Origin of the sequence: Salipiger sp. (assembly GCF_048261495.1) — a bacterium.
In the GTDB taxonomy this organism is placed as follows: Bacteria; Pseudomonadota; Alphaproteobacteria; order Rhodobacterales; family Rhodobacteraceae; genus Salipiger.
The window spans coordinates 50,005-71,542 of record NZ_JBLXFX010000007.1 but is presented as its reverse complement, the minus strand read 5'-3'; the positions used below and the strand labels follow the sequence as shown (position 1 = coordinate 71,542).

The 21,538-nt window shown below is 70.5% G+C and carries 18 protein-coding genes; 10 read left to right on the top strand and 8 right to left on the bottom strand.

All coding sequences use genetic code 11. The annotated features are described in order from the left end of the window. Window positions 1-29 precede the first annotated feature (29 nt). Together ACN0RJ_RS14955 and ileS are read right to left on the bottom strand one after the other, a co-directional pair. Window positions 30-482 (bottom strand): methylated-DNA--[protein]-cysteine S-methyltransferase, encoded by a 453-nt coding sequence (locus ACN0RJ_RS14955; RefSeq protein ID WP_417719624.1) that lies wholly within the window; start codon window positions 480-482, stop codon window positions 30-32. Window positions 483-606: 124 nt separating this feature from the next. After that, on the bottom strand, window positions 607-3,576 hold the full coding sequence (gene ileS, locus ACN0RJ_RS14950) for an isoleucine--tRNA ligase (RefSeq protein WP_417724764.1): 2,970 nt from the start codon (window positions 3,574-3,576) through the stop codon (window positions 607-609). Between the two features lie 446 nt (window positions 3,577-4,022). Between ileS and ACN0RJ_RS14945 the strand changes: the two genes are divergently transcribed. Then, the gene (locus tag ACN0RJ_RS14945) at window positions 4,023-4,319 is read left to right on the top strand and encodes a hypothetical protein (protein ID WP_417724763.1); all 297 of its coding nucleotides are present in this window, start codon (window positions 4,023-4,025) and stop codon (window positions 4,317-4,319) included. Between the two features lie 95 nt (window positions 4,320-4,414). Here the strand turns inward: ACN0RJ_RS14945 and ACN0RJ_RS14940 are convergent, their stop codons facing one another. The 4 genes from ACN0RJ_RS14940 to ACN0RJ_RS14925 all read right to left on the bottom strand — a co-directional run bounded on the left by ACN0RJ_RS14940 (window position 4,415) and on the right by ACN0RJ_RS14925 (window position 10,152). Next, a complete protein-coding gene (locus ACN0RJ_RS14940; protein WP_417724762.1) occupies window positions 4,415-7,156 on the bottom strand; it encodes a DUF2339 domain-containing protein in 2,742 nt (913 codons plus the stop codon). 79 nt (window positions 7,157-7,235) lie between these two features. Next, window positions 7,236-8,255 carry a YcjF family protein gene (locus ACN0RJ_RS14935; RefSeq protein WP_417724761.1) on the bottom strand — a complete coding sequence of 340 codons (1,020 nt, stop codon included), beginning with the start codon at window positions 8,253-8,255 and terminating at the stop codon, window positions 7,236-7,238. Beyond that, the gene (locus tag ACN0RJ_RS14930; protein ID WP_417719619.1) at window positions 8,252-8,740 is read right to left on the bottom strand and encodes a GNAT family N-acetyltransferase; all 489 of its coding nucleotides are present in this window, start codon (window positions 8,738-8,740) and stop codon (window positions 8,252-8,254) included. The genes ACN0RJ_RS14935 and ACN0RJ_RS14930 overlap by 4 nt, the downstream gene beginning before the upstream one ends. Beyond that, a complete protein-coding gene (locus ACN0RJ_RS14925) occupies window positions 8,737-10,152 on the bottom strand; it encodes a YcjX family protein (RefSeq protein WP_417724760.1) in 1,416 nt (471 codons plus the stop codon). Before ACN0RJ_RS14925 ends, ACN0RJ_RS14930 begins: the two co-directional genes overlap by 4 nt. A gap of 150 nt (window positions 10,153-10,302) precedes the next feature. Here ACN0RJ_RS14925 and truA point away from each other — a divergent pair, with 150 nt between their 5' ends. The 5 genes from truA (at window position 10,303) to gndA (ending at window position 15,628) form a co-directional block, all read left to right on the top strand. After that, entirely contained in the window at window positions 10,303-11,070 is a 768-nt protein-coding gene (gene truA, locus ACN0RJ_RS14920) for a tRNA pseudouridine(38-40) synthase TruA (RefSeq protein ID WP_417724759.1), read from the top strand. Window positions 11,071-11,149: 79 nt separating this feature from the next. Then, window positions 11,150-11,623 carry a hypothetical protein gene (locus tag ACN0RJ_RS14915; RefSeq protein WP_417724758.1) on the top strand — a complete coding sequence of 158 codons (474 nt, stop codon included), beginning with the start codon at window positions 11,150-11,152 and terminating at the stop codon, window positions 11,621-11,623. Between the two features lie 218 nt (window positions 11,624-11,841). Beyond that, the gene (locus ACN0RJ_RS14910) at window positions 11,842-13,017 is read left to right on the top strand and encodes an aspartate aminotransferase family protein (protein ID WP_417724757.1); all 1,176 of its coding nucleotides are present in this window, start codon (window positions 11,842-11,844) and stop codon (window positions 13,015-13,017) included. A 98-nt stretch (window positions 13,018-13,115) separates the two neighbouring features. Beyond that, window positions 13,116-14,042 (top strand): ornithine carbamoyltransferase, encoded by a 927-nt coding sequence (argF, locus tag ACN0RJ_RS14905; RefSeq protein ID WP_417719614.1) that lies wholly within the window; start codon window positions 13,116-13,118, stop codon window positions 14,040-14,042. A 185-nt stretch (window positions 14,043-14,227) separates the two neighbouring features. Continuing rightward, window positions 14,228-15,628 (top strand): NADP-dependent phosphogluconate dehydrogenase, encoded by a 1,401-nt coding sequence (gndA, locus tag ACN0RJ_RS14900; RefSeq protein WP_417724756.1) that lies wholly within the window; start codon window positions 14,228-14,230, stop codon window positions 15,626-15,628. Between the two features lie 93 nt (window positions 15,629-15,721). Here the strand turns inward: gndA and hrpB are convergent, their stop codons facing one another. After that, window positions 15,722-18,166 carry an ATP-dependent helicase HrpB gene (gene hrpB / locus ACN0RJ_RS14895; RefSeq protein WP_417724755.1) on the bottom strand — a complete coding sequence of 815 codons (2,445 nt, stop codon included), beginning with the start codon at window positions 18,164-18,166 and terminating at the stop codon, window positions 15,722-15,724. Window positions 18,167-18,328: 162 nt separating this feature from the next. On the opposite strand from hrpB, the gene meaB reads away from it, so the two are divergent. The 4 genes from meaB (at window position 18,329) to ACN0RJ_RS14875 (ending at window position 20,737) form a co-directional block, all read left to right on the top strand. Continuing rightward, entirely contained in the window at window positions 18,329-19,306 is a 978-nt protein-coding gene (meaB, locus tag ACN0RJ_RS14890; protein ID WP_417724754.1) for a methylmalonyl Co-A mutase-associated GTPase MeaB, read from the top strand. A gap of 141 nt (window positions 19,307-19,447) precedes the next feature. Continuing rightward, the gene (gene rpmB / locus ACN0RJ_RS14885; protein ID WP_417719610.1) at window positions 19,448-19,738 is read left to right on the top strand and encodes a 50S ribosomal protein L28; all 291 of its coding nucleotides are present in this window, start codon (window positions 19,448-19,450) and stop codon (window positions 19,736-19,738) included. Between the two features lie 103 nt (window positions 19,739-19,841). Further along, window positions 19,842-20,195, top strand: a complete 354-nt coding sequence (locus tag ACN0RJ_RS14880) for a hypothetical protein (protein WP_417724753.1) — start codon at window positions 19,842-19,844, stop codon at window positions 20,193-20,195. A 38-nt stretch (window positions 20,196-20,233) separates the two neighbouring features. Beyond that, the gene (locus ACN0RJ_RS14875; protein ID WP_417724752.1) at window positions 20,234-20,737 is read left to right on the top strand and encodes a copper chaperone PCu(A)C; all 504 of its coding nucleotides are present in this window, start codon (window positions 20,234-20,236) and stop codon (window positions 20,735-20,737) included. A 24-nt stretch (window positions 20,738-20,761) separates the two neighbouring features. Here ACN0RJ_RS14875 and ACN0RJ_RS14870 read toward each other — a convergent pair whose 3' ends face one another. Further along, on the bottom strand, window positions 20,762-21,490 hold the full coding sequence (locus ACN0RJ_RS14870; protein ID WP_417724751.1) for an NAD-dependent deacylase: 729 nt from the start codon (window positions 21,488-21,490) through the stop codon (window positions 20,762-20,764). Window positions 21,491-21,538: the final 48 nt, after the last annotated feature.

Sequence of the window (21,538 nt, the reverse complement as noted above, 5' to 3'; positions counted from 1 at the left end):
TGGGACGGGGCGATCCGTCGCCGCGCGCCTCAGATGAGCAGCCCCGCCGCGCCCTCGTGGCGCAGCAGCCAGACCTTGCTTTCCACCCCGCCGCCGCCGGAAAACCCGCCGAGACCGTTGGCGGCCAGCACCCGGTGGCAGGGGATGAGGATCGGGATCGGATTGGCGCCGCAGGCCTGGCCGATGGCCTGCGCGGGCGTGCCGAGCGTGCGGGCGATCGTGCCGTAGGTCGAGGTTTCGCCGTAGGGAATGGCGCGCATCTCGGCGCAGACCTGCTGCACCAGCGGGCTGGCGTGTACCTGCAGGGGCAGATCGAAACCCCGGCGCCGGCCGCTGAAGTAGGCGGTCAGCTGGGTTTCGGCCTCGTCCAGCAGGGGATCGGCGTCCCGCGCGCCGTTGCCCCAGCGCAGGGCGGTGACCGCGCCGCCGGAGGCGGTCACGGTCATCGGGCCGAGAGGGGTGTCGATGCAGCGGTCCGGCATGGTGCGATGCTGGCGAACTCCGGCCCGGCTGACAAGGGGCGGAGGGCGCCGACGCCCGTCCCTTGGGGGCGGGCGGGCACCGGCCCGGCGCGCGTCGCGCGTGAGTCCGGGCCGGGCGCGGGGGTCAGCCGAGCGCCTCGTCGCAGCGGGCGCAGGTGCCGGCGTGGGCATGGGTGCCGACGTCCGGAAGGATCTTCCAGCAGCGCTGGCACTTCTCGCCCTCCGCCTCTTCGAAGACCACGCCGACGCCGGGAACCTCCGCCATGCGGAAGGCTTCGGCCGGCGAGGGATCGCCGGTGAGGGTGATCGCCGAGGTGATGCAGAGATCCTCGAAGGCCACCGATTTCAGCGCCTCCAGCATCGCCGCATCCTCGACATGCACCACCGGGGCCGCTTCGAGCGACGCGCCGATGACCTTGTCGGTGCGCTGGATCTCGAGCGCCGCGGTCACCACGCGGCGCGCCGTGCGCACCTTGGCCCATTTCGCCGCCAGCGCCTCGTCGCGCCAAGCGGCGGGCGTTTCGGGGAAGTCCTGCAGGTGGACGGAGCTGTCCTCGCCGGGGAAGCGGTCGAGCCAGACGTCCTCCATCGTGAAGACGAGGATCGGCGCGAGCCAGGTCGTCAGCCGGTGGAACAGCAGGTCCATCACCGTGCGCGCGGCGCGGCGGCGCGGCGTGTCGCCGTCGCAGTAGAGCGCGTCCTTGCGGATGTCGAAATAGAAGGCCGACAGATCCACGGTGCAGAAGGTGAAGACCGCCTGGAACACCTCCTGGAAGTCGAAGCTGCGGAAGCCCTCGCGCACGGTGACGTCGAGTTCGGCAAGGCGATGCAGGACCCAGCGTTCCAGTTCCGGCATGTCGGCGGCGTCGACCCGGTCGGCCTCGGTGAAGTGCCCCAGCGCGCCCAGCATGTAGCGCATGGTGTTGCGCAACCGGCGGTAGCCGTCGGCGGTGCCCTTGAGGATCTCGGGTCCGATCCGCTGGTCGGTCGAGTAATCCGCCTGCGCCACCCAGAGCCGCAGGATGTCGGCGCCGTACTGCTTCACCACGTCCTCGGGTGCCACGGTGTTGCCGAGCGACTTGGACATCTTGTTGCCCTTCTCGTCCAGCGTGAAGCCGTGGGTCACCACGTTGCGGTAGGGCGCGCGGCCCATCGTGCCGCAGGCCTGGAGCAGCGAGGAATGGAACCAGCCGCGGTGCTGGTCGGTGCCCTCCATGTAGACATCGGCGATGCCGTCCGGCGTCCCGTCCGCGCGGTCGCGCAGCACGAAGGAATGGGTGGAGCCGGAATCGAACCACACGTCCAGCACGTCGAAGACCTGCACCCAGTCGTCCGCGTCGTAGTCCGGCCCGAGGAAGCGCGCCTTGGCGCCGTCCTTGTACCAGGCATCCGCGCCTTCGGTCTCGAAGGCCTCGCAGATGCGCGCATTCACCGCCGGATCGCGGAGCAGGAAGTCCGGGTCGGTGGGCAGCGCGCCCTTCTTCGTGAAGCAGGTGAGCGGCACGCCCCAGGCGCGCTGGCGCGACAGCACCCAGTCGGGCCGCGCCTCGATCATCGAGAACAGGCGGTTGCGGCCGCTCTGCGGGGTGAACTTCACAAGCCGGTCGATCGAGGTCAGCGCGCGTTCGCGGATCGTGGCGCCGTAGCTGTCCTGCCCGTCGCCCACCGCCTTGTCGATGGCGGCGAACCACTGCGGCGTGTTGCGGAAGATCACCGGCGCCTTGGAGCGCCAGGAATGCGGGTAGGAATGGGTGACGCGGCCGCGCGCGATGATGCCCTTCGCCTCGACCAGCTTGTCGATGACGGCGGTGTTGGCCTTGCCCTCCTTGCCCTTCTGGTCGAGCACGCGCAGCCCGGCAAAGAACGGGACATGCGGCAGGAATTCCGATTCCTCGCCGACGTTGTGGGTCATCCGGTCGGTCCAGCCGCGCTTGACGAAGCAGTCGTAGTCATCGGCGCCGTGCGAGGGCGCCGTGTGGACGAAGCCCGTGCCCGCGTCGTCGGTGACGTGGTCGCCGTCGATCATCGGCACCTCGTAATCCCAGTAGCCGTTCGCGCCGTCGATCCCGGCAAAGGGGTGGGCGAGCGTCAGGGTGGAGAGTTCCTGCGCCGAGACATCGCGTACCCGGCGGGTCATCTCGGGTGCCAGACGCGCCGCCTTGAACACGTCGCCCGCCAGCTTGTCGGCCACCACGTAGGTGTCCCCGACCGAGACCCAGGATTCCTCCGGCGTCGCCGTGACCTCGTAGAGCCCGTAGGCGATGGAGGGGTTGAAGGCGACGGCCTTGTTCGACGGGATCGTCCAGGGGGTCGTGGTCCAGATCACCACGCGGGCGGCCTGCAACTGCTGCGCCAGCAGTTCCGCATCGGCCCCGGCGAAATCGTCATCCTCGCCCTGCGCCATGGTCATGTGCCCGCCCGAGACGACCCGGAACGGCACCCAGATCGTGTGCGACTTGTGGTCGTGGTATTCGATCTCGGCCTCGGCCAGCGCGGTCTTTTCCACCGGCGACCACATCACCGGCTTGGAGCCCTGGTACAGCGTGCCAGTCATCAGGAACTTCATGAATTCCTCGGCGATCACCCGCTCGGCGTGGAAGGCCATGGTCAGGTAGGGATCGTCCCAGTTGCCGGTGATCCCGAGGCGCTTGAACTCGTCGCGCTGGATGTCGACCCAGCCCTCGGCGAACTTGCGGCATTCCTGCCGAAAGTCGACGACATCCACGTCGTCCTTGTTCCTGCCCTTGGCTCGGTACTGTTCCTCGATCTTCCATTCGATCGGCAGGCCGTGGCAATCCCAGCCGGGGACGTAGCGCGACTCGTGCCCCATCATCTGGTGCGAGCGCACGATCATGTCCTTGATCGTCTTGTTCAGCGCGTGGCCGATGTGAAGGTGGCCGTTCGCGTAGGGGGGGCCGTCGTGCAGGGTAAAGGGCGTGCGATCCCCGGCCTTGTCGCGAAGACGGTCGTAGATGCCGATCCTGTCCCAGTGCTCCAGCCATTCCGGTTCGCGCTTGGGCAGCCCCGCGCGCATCGGAAAGTCGGTCTTCGGAAGGTTCAGCGTGTCCTTGTAGTCAGGCGTATCGGCGCACATGCTCTGCGGTCCCGGAATTCAGTGGTCTTGAAGAAGGATGAGGGCGGCGCGGGGTGTCCAGACGCCTTGTCCCGGCGACTCTGCTCTCAGAGCGCCGGGCAGGTAATTCGAATGACGATCACGCGAAGGTTCATCATGGCGCGGGTTATAGGGCGGCGCGCAGGCCGGGTCCAGTGCCTGCGGACATGAGCGGAAATCGACCCGTCGGGGCGGTCCGGTTGCGCCGGTTCCCGCCAAGGCGGGACGCCGCGCTGCGGCGTGGCGGGAACCGGCGCAGCAAGGCGGGCGGAACCGGCGGCAGTCCGCGCCGGAAGGGGGGGTGCGGACGGGGGGCGGGACCTTTGCGCCGCGATGGGTGTTTGATGGTCATGAAAGCACCCGGACCGGGGCTTTGCGACCGACCACACACCCACCCGACTCACCTCGGAAACAGGAAGGACTTCGAGATGGCCTACGAACATTCCAACCCCCGCTACAACAACCCCTATGCGAGCAACCTCTCCGCAGATCCCGAACTGCGCGCCCCGGCCGCGGGCGCCGGCAGCACCATGGCCGGTCTGCTGGTTGCCGTGCTGGTGGTGCTGGGCCTCATCATCGGGGTGAGCTTCTTCACCTCGGGCGAAGCGACGGACACGCAGGTCCCCGCCGCGACCACCACGGTGCCCGCCGACGGCGGAGCCGCGGCCCCCGCAGCCCCCGAGGCGGCCCCGGCCCCGGCCCCGGCACCCGCTCCGGCCGAGTAAGCGACCAGGGGCGAGCCACCACTCACGGACCCCGAAAGGGTGTCCCCGGCAACCGGGGGCACCCTTTTTTCGTCACGCCTCGGGGGTCCCGGTCTTCAGGTCGCGTCCCCGCCCGCGTCCGGTCCGCCCCGCCGCTGGGCCCAGCGGTTCAGCCAGGCGAGCGCCGCCAGCCCGAGGCCGAGCAGCAGCAGCGAGAACACCCGCGTCAGCCCCTGAAGCCCCGATATGTCGATGAGAAAGACCTTGGCGACCGCCAGTCCGATCACCGCCAGCCCCGCGCGGCGCAGCAGCGCCGAGCGGCGGGCGAGGGATTGGTAGAACAGCGCCGCCCCGGTGGCGAGCAATGCCACGGTATAGGAATAGAGTTCCGGCTGCCCGGTGCCGTGCCAGAGCGCCATGCGGGTGCCGCCCTGCCAGCCGTGGCGGATGACCAGTGCCGCCCAGAACGCTGCCAGCGCCAGTGCCGTGCCGGTGAGGCACAGGCGCAGGGCGCGCGGCATGTGATCCGAACGTGCCGCCGCCAGCGCCAGCACCAGCGCCGGGGCAAGGTAGGCGGGCGCGAGCGTGTTCAGCAGCACCGGGCCCAGCACCACCTCGGGCGAGATCAGCGGGTTGCCGATCACCAGCGCACCGACCAGCGCCGAGAGTCCGGCAAAGGCAAAGACCGCCGCCAGCGCCTTGCGCAGGATGGCCAGCCGCCCGCCGAGCGACCAGCGCTCCACCTGGGCCGCCGCCAGCCCGAACCAGATCGTCGCGTGCAGGCCGAGGCTCCAGTGGCTGTTGATCTCGTCCGCTCCGGCGGTTGCGGCGATGGCGCGGTGCAGCACGACGCTGGCGGTCAGCCCGGCGACCGAGAGAACGGCGCTTTCCAGCATGACCCGCGCGGTGGGGCGCGCCGGGGGCAGAAGCCGCAGCGCCGCGATCAGCGCGGCCAGCGTGCCGAGGCAGCTCAGCAGGAGGTCGGTCCAGCTTGCCGGGCCGAGCGCCCAGACCAGCCCCGGCGATTCGACCAGCCGGTAGCCCAGCGCGACGATGCCGCCCGCCACGGCGGCGGACATCATCGGCAGATCGAAGCGCCGGTCGAGCGCCGCCGCCGCGACGATCAGCGCCCCGAGGGCGAGGGTCAGCGCGGCCTCGGTCAGCAGCAGCGAGACGGCAAAGGCAATGCAGGCCAGCGCGGCCAGCACCGGCAGCGAAACGCGGGCGCGGTCGGCGGGATCGGCGCGGGCAAACCGTTCGGCCATCAGCGCCATGGCGGCCGCCACGGCCAGCGCGTGCAGCGCCCAGGGGAAGGGGCCGATCAGCTCCGACGGGGCCCATTGCAGTTCCAGAAGCAATCCGGCAAGCGGTGCAAACACCGCCGCTGCCGCAGCCGGGGCCAGCCCGAGGCTGCCGCCCCGGAGCGCGCGCCAGGCGGTAACACCCGAGATCAGCAGTGCGGCTGCCATGATCCAGGTCGGCTCCATCAGCATCGGCTGTTCGGTCATGCCCTCGCGTTCGGCCAGGGTCCGGCGCAGCAGCGCGGGCATCCCGCCCTGCAGCGGGGGCAGGGCGATCAGCGCGAGCAGCAGCGCCGCCGGCAACAGGGCGTGATCCTGAAGCGCCGGCGCGCGGACCGACCAGAGGGTGAAGAGCACGGTCAGCGCGGTGGCCAGGACAACGACGGTGCGGAACCCCTCGGGCCCGCCGTCCGCCGCGCCGACGGCGAGCATCGCGACGCTGGCCGCAAGGGTGCCGAGCGAGAGGCGCGTTGGGAAGATCGGCCAGCCGCTCCTGCCGCGGTGGGCCAGCGTCTCGGCCAGGGTCGGGCCCGCGTAGTCCGGCAGCAGGGCGCGTGCGGGGATGGTCGTCGCCATGATCGCCAGCGCCGAGAGATAGAGCGACCACGACAGGGTCATCCCCGCGCCGCCCGCATGCAGCGCCCAGCCCGCAAGCTGCGCCAGCGCGATGGTCAGCACCGAAACCCAGGCCCAGCGGCGCAGGGTGTCGATGCCCAGCCCCGCCGCCGCGACCACGGCAAAGTAGAGGTACAGCCAGTCCGGCGACTCCGACGAACCGCCGACGAGAAAGGGGGCGGCAAAGCTCCCGATGATGCCGATGGCGGCCAGCAGCGGGCCGTGGAACCAGCCGAGGACCAGGGCCAGCGCCCCGGTGGCGGCCAATGCGAGCAGCGCCGGGCCGGGGTCGATCAGCCCGTAGAGCAGCCGGGCCGAGACGATCCCGCCCATGAGCGACACCAGCCCCGCGCCGGAAAAGACCGACGGCAGGTAGGCGGTCGCGGCCTGTTCCCCGTCTCCGAAGCGGCGGCGGATCCATTCCCCCGCGCCGATCAGCACAAGGCCGAAGGCAAGCGCCGCGCCGACCCGCGCCTCGGGGCTGAGAAGGCCGGTCTCGATCCCGTATTGCACCAGGAACAGCCCGGCGAGGGCGAGCGACAGGCCCGAAACCGCATAGAACCAGTTTTCCCGCAGCCAGGCGATCAGCGCCGCGCCGCGCTCCCGTCGGAAGACGACGGCGCGCGAGGGCGCTTCGCTCCGGGGGGTATCGGCATCGGGGGGACGCACGTAGGCCGCCCGCATCGCCTCGGCCACGCTGCGGTCCGGCGCAGGCGGGCCGGCGGCGGGAATGGGCGCCTCGGGCGCGGCATCGGCAGGGGAAGTCGCGGCGTCACCCGCGCCCTGCGGTTCGAGCGCCGTCAGCCGCAAGCGGGCCCGGGCCAGTTCGGACCGGACTTCCTCCATCTCGCGGCGCAGGCGCAGCACGGCGAGCGACAGCAGGATCACCAGGACAGGGATCGCCAGAACGACCACCGCCACCACAACGAACAGGGCGTCCAAATCAGCTGCCTCCCTCTTGGCACCGGCGCAGCATAGCGCAGCCCGCGGTCTGCGACAGGCGGGAAAACCCGACCCGCCGTCAGCCCTTGTCCGAGGGCCTCACCAGCCCGGTGAGCGAGGTGCGGATGATCTCGCGCACGGAGGGGCGGGCCTTTTGGCGGAACGGCAGGGGGCGGCAGACCTCCATCGCGGCGACCCCGACCCGCGCGGTCAGCGCGCCGTTGACCAGACCTTCGCCGAAGCGGCGCGACAGCTTGCCCAGCAGGCCGCCTCCGAGGATCGGTTCCAGCATGTCGTCGCCCACGGCCACGGCCCCGGTGGCGACGAGGTGGGACATCACCGCGCGGGTCAGCCGCCAGCTTCCCAGCGTGCCCGAGCGGCCGCCGTAGATCTCGGCGATCCGCCGGATCATCCGGATGTTGGAGGACAGCGCCGCCGCCACGTCCGCCAGCGCCAGCGGCACCAGCGCCGTGACCGTGGCGACCTGCCGGGCGGCGGCCTCGACCTCGCGGCGGGCGGCGGCGTCGAGCGGGGCGAGCAGCTCCTGTTCGGCCATGCCGATCAGGCCGGAGGCGTCGAAGATCTCGTCCTGACGGGCCTTCAGGCGGTCCCGGCCCCAGCGCGTGTCGTCGCGCCCGGCATAGAGCGCGGTCAGGCGGTCGGTGACGGCCCGCGCGGCCTTGAGATCCTCGCCCGCCAGCGCGGCATCGGCGGCGCGGTGCAGCGCGTCCACCCGCGACAGGCGCGACAGGGCCGAGAGTTCCTTGACCACGATGGCGACGACCACCAGCGCGAAGGCCACCAGCAGCGCCGTCACCGCGTAGCCGAGCAGCGGCACCGAGGCCACGAGGTCGGTCACGAAGCGCCAGGCGGCGATGGACACCAGCGCGCTGATGATCGAACCGAGCAGCGCCCAGAACCACCGGGCGAGCCGCGAGGACCGGCGCGAGGCGAGCGCGGCGACGGTGGTCATCGCGGCGCCGGTCGGGGCGGGCATGTCGGGTTCCGGGACCGGGGGCACGTCGCCCGGTCCCTGCACCGGGGTGTCGTCGCCGTCGAGGTCGATCAGCACGGGGCCGTTGCGGTCGCTGTTGCTCATGTCGCGGTCTTTCCGGAGGAGGGGGCGGGAGGGTCGGAGACGGGCGCGGTCCAGCAGAAGCGCACCTCGGGCAGGCCTTCTTCGTTGCCACTGCCGTCGCCGCGTCCGATGATGTCGAACCCGGCGCGGTCATAGAAGCGCAGCGCGCCCTTGTTGGCGGCGAAGGTCCAGAGTTCCAGCCGGTCGCATTGTTCCTGCGCCGCCTCGATCAGCGCCCGGCCGACGCCGGCGCGCTGGGCGCGCGGCGTGATGAACAGCGCGTGGATATAGTCGCGTTCCCGCGCGATGAACCCGACGGGAGCGGGGCTGTCGCCGTCCTCGGCCACCGTGACCCAGCCCCTTTCGATCATGCGGCCGACATGGGCGATGTCCTCGGCCCCGCTGTGCAGGCGCGGCTTCCAGGGTCGCTCCGCCACGGCCTCCGAGATCATCGCGCCGAGCTTGCCCGCATCGGTGCTGCGCGCCGGGCGGAGCAGGGGGGTCACAGCCGGTCTCCGATCAGGAACTGCGCGGCACGGTCGAGCCGGATATGCGGCGGCCCCTCGCCGGGCTTGAGGGTGAGCCGCGCCGGGGCGAAGCGCATGACCGAATAATCCCGGTCGAGCCAGGTCCTTGCGCCGTCCCGCGCCGGGCCGAGCAGGTGGGCGGGATCTTCGGGCAGCTCTCCGGGATGAAAGGCCGCCTGCTTGCCGGTTTCGAGCAGCGTTCCCCGCACGCAGTCGAGGTCGCGCCCCCCGTGGGGCAGCGTCTGTTCCGTCGTGGCCCGGATCGAGGCGATCGACATCGCCTGCGTGTCGGCCCCGGCAAAGCGCGCGCGGTCGCGGGCATCGCGGGTCAGCGCCTCCATGATGGCGGTGAGGCGGGGATGCTGCGTGTGGTGCAGGTGGTCGGCCTTGGTCGCCGCGAACAGGATCTTTTCCACCCGCCGCCCGGTGAAGAACTGGGTCAGAAAGGCGTTGCCGCCGGGACGGTAGGCGCCGAGGATGTCGGCCATGGTGCGGCGCAGGTCCTCGACCGCCGCCGGGCCGGAATGGATCGCCCCCAGCGCGTCGACCAGCACCACCTGCCGGTCGATCCGGGAAAAGTGATCGCGGAAGAACGGTTTGACCACCTCGCGCTTGTAGGCCTCGTAACGCCGCTCCATCTCGCGCCAGAGCGATTTGCGCGGTGCGGATCCCGGCGCGGGCAGCGGGGCGAAGGTCAGAACCGGGCTGCCGGCCAGCTCTCCCGGCAGCAGGAACCGCCCCGGCGTGCAGTCGGAAAAACCGGCATCGCGCGCGGCGTTCAGCGCCCTGGTGAACTCCGCCGCAAGGGTCCTGGCGTCGGTCTCGACGAAATCGACGGTCGGATCGGTGCGCTCGGCAAGGGCGAGGTAGTCGTCCGAGCCCGGCCGCCGCTGCATCCGGTCGAGCGTGTCGGCGGTCCACTCCGCATAGCTGCGCTCCATCAGTCCGAGGTCGAGCAGCCATTCGCCGGGGTAGTCCACGATGTCGAGATGGATGGTGCGCGGCCCCGACAGCCCCGAGAGCAGGCCGGTCGGGCGCACCTTCAGCGACAGGCGCAGTTCGGACACGGCGCGGGTGCTCTCCGGCCAGTGCGGATCGCGCGCGGTCAGGTCGCCGAGATGGGCCTCGTAGTCGAAGCGCGGCACGGTGTCGTCGGGCTGGGGCTGCAGGTAGGCGGCGAGGATGCGGCCCTCGGCCTCGGCCATGAGCTGCGGCATCCGGCCCCGGTCCAGCAGGTTGGCGACCAGCGAGGTGATGAAGACCGTCTTGCCCGATCGCGCCAGCCCGGTCACGCCGAGACGGATCACCGGTTCGAGGAAGGCCCCCGACAGCGTGTCCGTCACGTTCTCGACCCCTCGGGTCAGCGTATCGGCGATGGTCCCGAAAACCATGTGCATCCCCTGGCTGCGTCCTCGACTAGATAGAGGCACGCGACCGCGGATGCCAGTGCCGGGACGGGAAAGGCCGGTCGCGGGCGGTGCGGCGCTGGGGCGTGGCGGGATCGGGATTGCCCGGACGCGCGCCCCGCGCTATGGCGGGCCATGCCCAGATATGCACTTCTTGTCGAATACGATGGCGGCCCGTTTTCCGGCTGGCAGAGGCAGACCGACCATCCCTCGGTCCAGGCCGCGATCGAAGCCGCGCTGGCCCGGCTGGAACCGCGCGCGCACACCATCGCGGCGGCCGGACGCACCGATGCCGGGGTGCATGCGCGCGGGCAGGTCGCCCATTGCGACATGGAACGGGACTGGGACCCGTTCCGCCTATCCGAGGCGCTGAACTTTCACCTCAAGCCCGCGCCGGTGGCGATCCGTGCCTGTGCCCGCGTGGCCGAAGACTGGCACGCGCGGTTCTCGGCGCTGGAGCGGCGGTACCTGTTCCGTCTCCTCGTGCGCCGCGCGCCCGCGACGCTGGAACACGGGCAGGTGTGGCGGGTGATGAAGCCGCTCGACCTCGACGCGATGCGCGCCGGGGCGGCGCATCTGGTGGGAAGGCACGATTTCACCACCTTCCGCTCGGTGATGTGCCAGGCGAAATCGCCGGTGAAGACGCTGGACGAGATCGCAATCACCCGCGTGGATCTCGGGGCGGGCGAGGAATTCCGTTTCGAACTGCGCGCCCGCAGTTTCCTGCACAACCAGGTGCGCAGCATCGTCGGGACGCTGGAACGGGTGGGCAACGGGGCGTGGTCGCCGCTCGACGTCAAGCGCGCGCTCGACGCAAGGGACCGCGCCGCCTGCGGTCCGGTCTGCCCGCCTGACGGTCTCTACCTCATGGGTGTCGGCTACCCGGAGCCGGTGTTCGGCTGAGCGCCGGGGCTCGGAAGACACGCAGCGCGGGGCCCCGGACGGGCTTTGCCAAACCTGCCGTTTCGTCGTATCATCGACCATGTCCGATCCGGCCCCGACCCCCGAACCTTCCGCCATTGCCCCGTTGCGCAGATGGGGCGCCTGGGCGGTTCTGGCCGGTGCTGCGGCCCTGCTCCTCGTGATCTTCCAGATCGCCGGTCCCGCCTTCGAACCGCGCCCCTCCGCGGGCACGCAAATCGGCGAGATCGCGGGCGAAATCCGGCGCTCCGCCTGGCGCAGCTTTTTCGGCCTGCCGCGGCCCGAAGCGGCCCCGGCCCCGGTATCGCCGACCGCATGGCTGGCGCTGGCCGCGCCGGTTCTCGGCCTCCTTGCCGTGGTGCTGTCGCTGATCTCGGGCCTGAGGGGCGAAAACCGCCGCTACGCGCTCTACGGCGCCGGGCTCGGCGCCACGGCCATCGCCTTCCAATACGTCTGGTGGCTGGCCCTGCTCTTCGTGGCAGCGGTGCTGCTCCATGCGATCATCACCAACATCGGCGATATCTTCGGCCTGTAGCGCAACCGCCACGTAATGCTGACAAATCCTTTGCGTTGCGCCCCGGCCCGGGCTATCAGCGCGGTCATGACGCAGATGTACCGAATCCGACGAGCCTGAGCTCTCCTTCCCCGCTTTTTCACCAAAAAGGCGGGCACGTCGCGCCATCCCCCCATAAAACTTGACTTGGCCCCGAGCCCTTGGCACCAATCGGGCCTCTTTTGACCGAGGATGATCCCATGATCCCGTCCGTTCTGCCGACCTATTCCCGCGCCCCCCTTCATTTCGTGAAGGGCGAAGGCTCCTGGCTGATCGAGGAGGACGGCCGCCGCTTTCTCGACCTCGGCTCCGGCATCGCGGTGAATGTCCTCGGCCATGCCCATCCGGCGCTCGTCGCCGCGCTGACCGGGCAGGCGAACGCGCTCTGGCATGTCTCGAACCTCTACGAGATCCCGCAGCAGCAGGCGCTGGCCGACAAGCTGGTCGCCGCCAGCTTCGCGGATACGGTCTTCTTCACCAATTCCGGTACCGAGGCCTGCGAACTCGCCGTCAAGATGGCGCGCAAGTACTGGTACGAAAAGGGCCACCCGGAAAAGACCGGCATCATCGCCTTCAACGGCTCGTTCCACGGCCGTTCCTCCGCCGGCATCGCCGCCGCCGGGTCCGAGAAGATGGTCAAGGGCTTCGGCCCGATCCTTCCGGGCTTCACGCATGTGGACTGGGGCGATCACGACGGCCTGGAGGCCGCCATCGACGACACCACCGGCGCGATCCTGATCGAACCGATCCAGGGCGAAGGCGGCATCCGCCCGCTGCCCGACCAGTGCCTCAGGGGCCTGCGCGCGCTCTGCGACGAACGGGGTCTCCTGCTGATCCTCGACGAGGTGCAATGCGGCATGGGCCGGACCGGCAAGCTCTTTGCCCATGAATGGGCCGGCGTGACCCCCGACATCATGATGGTGGCCAAGGGCATCGGCGGCGGCTTCCCCCTCGGCGCGGTGCTGGCCACCGAAGAGGCCGCCTCGGGCATGACCGTCGGCACCCACGGTTCCACCTACGGCGGCAACCCGCTGGCCTGCGCGGTCGGCAACGCGGTGATGGACCACGTCACCGATCCCGACTTCCTCGAAACCGTCAACCGCAACGCCGGCCTGCTGCGCCAGAAGCTCGAAGGCCTCGTCGCCGCCCATCCCGAGGTGTTCGAGGGCGTGCGCGGCACCGGGCTGATGATCGGCCTCAAGGTCCGGGTCGCCCCCGCCGATCTGGTCAGGGCCGGCTACGACGCGCTGGTCATCACCGTGCCCGCCGCCGACAACGTGGTGCGCCTGCTGCCCGCCCTCAACATCACCGGGGACGAGATCGCCGAAGCGGTCAACCGCCTCGACGCCGCCGCCACCGCCCTGAAGGGGGCCTGACCGGCCCTTCTTCGGTTTGACAAATATCCCGGGGTGAACGGGCCGAAGGCCCGGAGGGGCAGGGCCCCTCCACCTCCACCACCAAGAAACGCTTTGCCATGAACCACTTCCTGGACATCCACAAGACCGACAAGGCCGACCTCAGGTCGATCATCGACACCGCCAAGGACATCAAGAACGCCCGCAACGGCCGCCCCAAGGCCGCGCCGGATTCCGAGCTTCCGCTCGAGGACCGCATGGTCGCGCTGATCTTCGAGAAACCCTCGACCCGGACCCGCGTCTCCTTCGACGTGGGCGTGCGCCAGATGGGCGGGCAGACCATGGTGCTCTCGGGCAGCGACATGCAGCTCGGCCACGGCGAGACCATCGCCGACACCGCCCGCGTCCTGTCGCGCTTCGTCGACATGATCATGATCCGCACCTTCGACGAATCCGTGCTGATCGAGATGGCCGAATACGCCTCGGTTCCGGTCATCAACGGCCTGACCGACCGCACCCACCCCTGCCAGATCATGGCCGACGTGATGACCTTCGAGGAACATCGCGGCCCCATCGCCGGCAAGAAGGTGGTCTGGTGCGGCGACGGCAACAACGTCTGCTCGTCCTTCCTGCACGCCGCCGGCCGGTTCGGCTTCGATCTCACCTTCACCGGGCCCGTCCAGCTCGACCCCGAGATGGAATTCGTCGGCCTCGCCCGCAACGAGGGCGCATCGGTCACGATCGAGCGCGATCCCTTCAAGGCGGTCGAGGGCGCCGACCTCGTGATCGCCGACACCTGGGTCTCGATGCACGACGCCCAGAGCGCGCGCGAGCGGCGCCACAACATGCTGCGCCCCTACCAGGTCAACGAGCAGTTGATGGAGGCCGCGGGCAAGGATGCGCTCTTCATGCACTGCCTGCCCGCGCACCGTGGCGAGGAAGTCACCTCCGAGGTCATGGACGGCCCGCAATCGGTGATCTGGGACGAGGCCGAAAACCGCCTGCATGCCCAGAAGGCCATCATGCGCTGGTGCCTCGGCGGCTGAAACGCCACTCCGCCTGCCCGACGGATCACGTGCGGGCAGGCAGGAAATGCGTATTTTCGACAAGAAGAAGGCACCGGGCCGGACAGGGTCCCGGCCATCGCGCACGCGGCCTGTGCGCCCGTCTCCATTGTTCTCGCGACCGCCGCGCCTATCTCCGCCTCAGGCAACAGTGACGGAGGCCGGAAATGGCAGAGCCGCAGATCGGAATTTACGGGCTGGGAACGATGGGATCGGCGCTGGCGCTGAACATGGCCGAAAAGGGCGTGCGCATCGCCGTGTCCAACCGCTCGCCCGAGGTCCTTCCCGCCTTCCTGGCAAAGGCCGCCGCCTTCGCCGACCGGGTCGCCGCCCGGGACACGCTGGAGGCGCTGATCGACGCGCTGCCGCGGCCGCGGCTGCTGCTCGCCATGATCCCCTCCACCGCCCCGATGGACGAATTGCTCGACCGGGTGATGCCGCTGCTCGCGCCCGGCGACACGGTGATCGACGCCGGCAATGCCGATTTCCACGACACGCGCCGCCGCGCCGAACGGCTGGCCGGGCAGGGGCTGCACTTCGTCGGCATGGGCGTGTCGGGCGGCGAGGACGGCGCGCGCCACGGGCCGTCGATGATGTTCGGCGGATCGCAGGAAAGCTGGCAGGTGCTGAAGCCCGTGGTCGAGGCCGTCGCGGCGCGCTTCGACGGCGATCCCTGCGTCGATCGCATGGGACCCGACGGCGCGGGCCATTTCGTCAAGACCGTGCACAACGGCATCGAATATGCCGACATGCAGATGATCGCCGAGGTCCAGGACCTGCTGCGTCACGGCACCGGGCGCAGCCCGGCCGGGATCGCCGACATCTTCGCCGCCTGGAACGCCGGGCCGCTCGGAAGCTACCTCTTCGAAATCACCGAAACCGTTCTGCGGGCCGAGGACAGCCACGGCGGCGGCCCGGTGATCGACGCCATTCTCGACCGCGCGGGCCAGAAGGGCACGGGGCGCTGGACGGCGATCGAGGCGGTGCGCCTCGGCCAGTCCGCGACGATGATCGAAGGCGCCGTGGCCGCACGTGCCTGGTCCGCCGAGAAATCCCTGCGCGACCGGGCCGGCGCCACCTTCGGCAGCGATCGCGAACCGCTCGACATCGACCTCGGCACACTCGAATCGGCGCTGCTCGCGGCGCGGCTCCTGGAATATGACCAGGGCTTCCGCATCCTTGCCGCGGCCTCGCAGGACTACGACTGGCAACTCGACTTCGCCCGCATCGCCGAGATCTGGCGCGCCGGATGCATCATCCGCGCGAAGCTGCTCGACGACATCGCCGGTGCCTTCCGCGACGGTGCGCCCGAAGGCCAGCTCTTCCTCGCCCCGCGCTTTCACCACATTTTCGCCGACGGCATCCCGGCGCTGCGAAAGCTGGTCTCGGCAGCCATCGCCGCGGGGTTTCCGCTGCCGGTACTGTCCTCGGCGCTGGCCTTCTGGGACACGATGCGCCAGCCGCGGGGCACCGCCGCGCTGATCCAGGCACAGCGCGACTTCTTCGGCCGCCACGGCTTCGACCGCATCGACGGACAGGACCACCACCACGGCCCCTGGTGGGACTGACCGGGCCCCCCGTGCCCCCGGGGTTTCTTCTGGCCGGAAATATCCCGGGGTGAATGGGCCCGGACCCGTCCGGGACCAGAGGGGCAGCGCCCCTCAGCGCCCCCGGGGCTTGGCGCGCAGGGTCGGGTCCGCCTCGCGCGGGTCCTCTGGCCAAGGATGGCGCGGATACTGCGCCTTCATGTCCTTGCGCACATCCGCATAGGAGCCGTCCCAGAAGCCCGGCAGGTCCATCGTCACCTGCACCGGGCGCTGCGCCGGGGACAGCAGCGTGACGCGCAGCGGCACCCGGCCCACCATCGGATGGCTGCGCTGGCCGAACATCTCCTGCAGCCGCAGCGAGATCTCGGGATGATCGCCGGAATAGTCGATCGGAATGTCCCGCCCGAGCGGCGTGGTGAAGCGCCCAGGCACCGCCCGGTCCAGCGCCAACATCCCCTCGCGGTCGAGCCGCGCGCGCAGGGCGGGCAGGGGATCGAACCGCTTCCAGTCCTCGGCGCTCCGCACGCCGGAAAGATAGGGCAGCAGCCAGTCCTCCAGCGTGTCGATCAGCGCGGCCTCGGTCATCTCCGGCAGGTCCAGCCCGGCCGCGCGCCCGATGCCGACCCGCGCGCAGAACCGCCGCGCCGCATCCCCGAGCCCGAGCCCCAGCTCGCGCACCCCGTCCAGCATGGCGCGCGCGACCGCATCGGGCGGGGCGTCCTTCCAGATCCGGTCGTCGAGCGCGATGGCCCCGAACCGCTCCTGCTGGCGCGCCACCACCCGGCGTTCGCGGCGGGACCAGTCGCAGACATCGACCCAAACGATGCGCTCCGCAAACAGCGCCCGCAGGTCGCTTTCGGCAATCGGAACCGCCTGCCGGATGCGCGCCTCGCGCGGGTTGCCGTCGGTATCGGTCACCACGATCAGCCGCGTCGCGGCCAGCGGATCGCCATCGTCCATCACCGCACCCTTGCCGCCCGAAAGCTGGTAGCGCGGCGCGTCCCCCCTGCGCCGCAGCCCGATGCGGTCGGGATAGGCGAGGGCGGCCATTGCGGCGGCCGAGAGGTCCGCCTCCGCCCCGGGCTGCGCCTGTCGGGAAAGCCGCCGCGCCTCGGTGCGGATGCGCTCCAGCGCGCCCTTGTTGACCGCGTGGGGGCGGGTTTCGGCGAACCGGCGCGGGTCGCGCAGCAGTTCCAGCCGCAGCCCGAGGTCCGAAGGCGCGCCGGTCAGCGGGTCGCGATCCGCCAACAGCGCCGCCAGCGGTGCGGCTCCGGCGCCCGCCAGCGTCAGCATGTGGGCGAGCCGCGGATGCAGGGGCAGCCGGGCGAGGGTCTTGCCGTGGTCGGTGATCCGGCCCCGCTCGTCGAGCGCGCCGAGCATCTGCAGCAGCGCCTGCGCCTCCTGGAACACGCCGGGATTGGGCGGCGTGAGAAAGGGCAGCTCCTCGGGGCGCGCCCCCCACACCGCGAGGTCGAGCGCCAGCCCGGCAAGATCCGCCGCCTCGATCTCGGCCGGCGGATAGGCCATGAGTGCGCCTTCCTCGCCCTTCGTCCAGAGCCGGAAGGCGGTACCCTCGGCAACCCGTCCGGCGCGGCCCGCGCGCTGGGTCGCCTCGGCGCGGGTCACGCGCTCGGTCACGAGGCGCGACATGCCGGAACCCGCATCGAAGCGCGCGCGCCGGGCGCGGCCGCCGTCCACCACCACGCGGATGTCCTCGATGGTGAGCGAGGTTTCGGCGATGGCGGTCGCCAGCACCAGCTTGCGGCCCCCGGATTCGGGACGGATGGCGGCGCGCTGGGCGGCGAAATCCATCGCGCCGAACAGCGGCCGGATCAGCGTTCCCTCGGGCAACCGCCCGGCAAGCCGGGCCTGCACGCGGCGGATCTCGCCCTCGCCGGGGAGAAAGGCCAGGATGCCGCCGGTGGTGGTCGCGGCGGCCTCCGCGACGAGATCGGCCATGGCCTCGTCGAAGCGCCGCTGTTTCGGCAGGGGCTTGTCGAGCCAGCGCGTCTCGACCGGAAAGGCGCGCCCCTCGGAGGTGATCAGCGGCGCCTCCATCAACGCGCCGACCGGCGCCGCGTCCAGCGTCGCGGACATGGCGAGCAGCAGCAGGTCGTCGCGCAGCACCCCGGCGATTTCGAGACAGAGCGCGAGCCCCAGATCGGCATTGAGGGAGCGTTCGTGGAATTCGTCGAAGATCACCGCACCGATGCCGGAAAGCGCCGGGTCGGACTGGATCATCCGGGTCAGGATGCCCTCGGTCACCACCTCGATGCGCGTCGCGCGGGATACCTTGGCCTCGCCCCGGATGCGGTAGCCGACGGTCTGGCCGGGGGATTCGCCCAGCGTGTCGGCCATGCGCTGCGCGGCGGCGCGCGCCGCGAGGCGGCGGGGTTCGAGCATGACGATCCTGAGGGGGGTGAGATCCGCGGCGAGCATGGCCAGCGGCACACGGGTGGTCTTGCCCGCGCCGGGCGGCGCCTGCAGCACGGCGCGGCCCTCGCGGCGGAGGGCCGAGAGGAGTTCGGGAAGGGCGTCGTCGATGGGCAGGCGATCCATGGGCGGGGTTATGACGCAACCGCGCCCGGCGGTCCATCCGGCCCGCGTCCCGCGGGGTGGGCGGCCGGAATCGCGCGCCCCGACGCGCCGGAGGCACGGGGAGGGGTGGACATCCCCGGCCCGCGCGGGTCAGTTCGGGGAGAGACGAGAGAGGCGACAGGCATGGACTTGCAGGATCTGGCAGACCGTATTCTGAACGGTGAACGGCGCGCGCTGGCGCGGGCGATCACGCTCGTGGAAAGCGGGCGGGCGGATCACCGCGAGCAGGCGACGCTGCTGCTGGAGCGGCTGCGCGGCCATGGGCGCGAGGCGCTGCGAATCGGTCTGTCGGGGACGCCCGGCGTGGGCAAGTCGACCTTCATCGAGGCCTTCGGCTGCATGCTGATCGCGGCGGGGCTGAAGGTGGCGGTGCTGGCGGTGGACCCGTCCTCGGCGCGCTCGGGTGGCTCGATCCTCGGGGACAAGACCCGCATGGAGCGGCTGTCGCGCGAACCGGGCGCCTTCATCCGGCCCTCGCCCTCGCAATCGCTGCTCGGGGGGGTGGCGCGCCGCACCCGCGAGGCGGTGGACCTGTGCGAGGCGGCGGCCTTCGACGTGATCCTGATCGAGACGGTGGGTGTCGGGCAGTCCGAAACCATGGTGGCCGAGATGTCGGACCTGTTCCTGCTGCTGCTCGCCCCGGCGGGCGGCGACGAACTGCAGGGGGTCAAGCGCGGCATCATGGAGACCGCGGACATCATCCTCGTGAACAAGGCCGACGGCGATCTCAAGAGCACCGCGATGCGGACCTGCGCCGATTACGCCGGCGCCCTGCGCCTGATGCGCAAGCGGCCGCAGGACCCCGAGGGCTTTCCCAAGGCGCTGACGGTGTCGGCTCTCGAGGATACCGGCCTCGTCAAGGCCTGGGAGGAGATGCAGACGCTGATCGACTGGCGGCGCGACACCGGGCATTTCGCCGCCGCGCGGGCCGGGCAGGCGCGCCACTGGTTCGAGGCCGAGGTGCGCGACGGCCTTCTGGCGAGGCTGCGCCGGGAGCCGGTGCGCGGCGCCATGGCCGCGCTGGCCGGGCAGGTCGAGGCGGGCAGGATCAGCGCCGCCCGCGCTGCCGAGGAGCTTCTGCGCGATTACCTTCAGATGTAGGGTGCGCCGGGCTTGACGCGCGGGGGGCTTGGCGGTAGAGAACGCCGACCAGATTCCGGGGCGCCGTGCCAGGCGCCCCTTGATATTGGCGGGAGCTGTCCGGATGTCAGCCTTTCGCCCCGAGACGATGAGGATGAACCCATGTCGCGCGTATGCGAACTGACCGGCAAAGGCCCGATGACGGGTAACAACGTGAGCCACGCCAACAACAAGACCCGGCGTCGCTTTCTGCCGAACCTGAACGATGTCACCCTGCAGTCCGAGACGCTCGGCCGCGGCGTGAAGATGCGGATCTCCGCATCGGCCCTGCGCTCCGTCGATCACCGCGGTGGTCTGGACAAGTTCCTGGCCAAGGCCAAGGACACCGAGCTCAGCAACAACGTGCTGAAGGTCAAGAAGGAAATCCAGAAGGCGCAGGCCGAAAAGGCCTGATCCGGCTCCACAGCTTTATCCACAGCCCCGGTGCCTGCACGCACCGGGGCTGTTTCCTTTTGTCGCTTGGCCCGGACGTCGTTTCACGGGTAGATCCGGTGCCATGACGCTGAGGAAATATCCACTGCCGGCGATTCTTCTCGCACTCGTGCTGGCCTTCACCAGCTTCGAGATCGCCGTCGCGCGCGGAACGCTGCCCGTCGCCGGGCAGATCGTCATCTGTTCGGGGCAGGGATTCGTCACGATCCTGCTGGATGCCGAGGGCAATCCGACCGACCACGTCCATATCTGCCCCGATGCCGCGATGGCCTTCACCGCCCCTCCGGTCGTGCCGCTGGCGGTGCCCGAGGTGCCGGCGGTCTGGCGGCGCATTGCCGATCCCCTCGTCGAGATCCGCCTCGCGGGCCGGCAGGGCATCCCCGGACGCGCACGGGGGCCGCCTTCTGCAACGGTCTGAATCCCGCTTTTTCGGATCCGTACAGAGGAGACACAGTAATGTACGCCAAGCTTGTTCTTGCCGGTGCCTGCGCGCTGGCCCTGTCCACCCCCGCCGACGCCGATATCGTGGTGAGCGATGCCTACGCCCGCGCCTCCATGCCGGGCGCCCGGACCGGCGCCGCCTTCATGGTGATCCGCAACACCGGCGCCGAGGACGACCGCCTGCTGTCGGTGTCCTCGGATGCCGCGGCGCGGGTCGAACTGCACAGCCATATCGACCAGGGCGGCGGCGTCATGAAGATGCGGGAGGCCGAAGAGGGCTTTGCCATTCCCGCCCACGGCGACCATGCGCTTGCGCGCGGGGGCGATCACGTCATGTTCATGGGGCTTGCAGCCCCCTTCGACGACGGCGCGGAGGTGAGCGTCACGCTGACCTTCGAAAAGGCCGGAGATATCGTGGTGGCGATTCCGGTGGATCTGGAACGCATGCCCGATCACGGCGCGGGCGGTCATGACGGCATGGACCACGGCAAGATGAAGATGGGCACGCCCTCCGAATGAGGGCGCCTGCGGGGGGGCGTTCGCTCAGGGCGCGCCCCCGGTCGTCCCGCCTGTTCCGGCAGACAGGATTCCGTCGACCCAGGCCGGCACGACCCGGCCTGCCGGACCGATGCCGACGGTGTCGAAGGCCCGGCTGACCTCGCTGCGTTCGAGGTTCATCTCGACGGTCTCGGCCCCGGCGCGCGCGGCCTCGCGCACGAAGCCCGCAGCGGGCCAGACCTGCCCGGAGGTGCCGATGGCGGCAAAGACGGCGCAATCCGCGAGATGCGCCTCGATCTCGTCCATGTGGTAGGGCATTTCGCCGAACCACACGATGTCGGGCCGGGCAGAGGCCTGTGCGCAGGCGGGGCAGGTCGTCTCGGGCGTCATCTCGGGCGGCGCGTCCCAGCGGTGTCCGCAAGCGGCGCAAAGCGCGCGGGACAGCTCTCCGTGCATGTGCAGGGCCGTCGCCCCGGCCCGTTCGTGCAGCCCGTCGACATTCTGCGTCACGATCACCACCTCGCCGGGCCAGTCGCGCTGCAACCGCGCCAGCGCGACATGCGCCGGGTTCGGCTCGGCCGCGGCGGCCTGCGTGCGGCGCATCGAGTAGAAGCGATGCACGAGGACGGGATCGCGGGCGAAGGCCTCGGGCGTGGCGACATCCTCGATCCGGTGCTGTGCCCAGAGCCCGCCGTCGTCGCGAAAGGTGGCAAGGCCGCTTTCGGCGGAAATGCCGGCGCCTGTCAGGATGACGATCTTGTCCTCGGGTTGCATGGCTTTCCCCCCGGCGCGCCTCGGGTTACAGAGGGTCGAGGGAGAAGA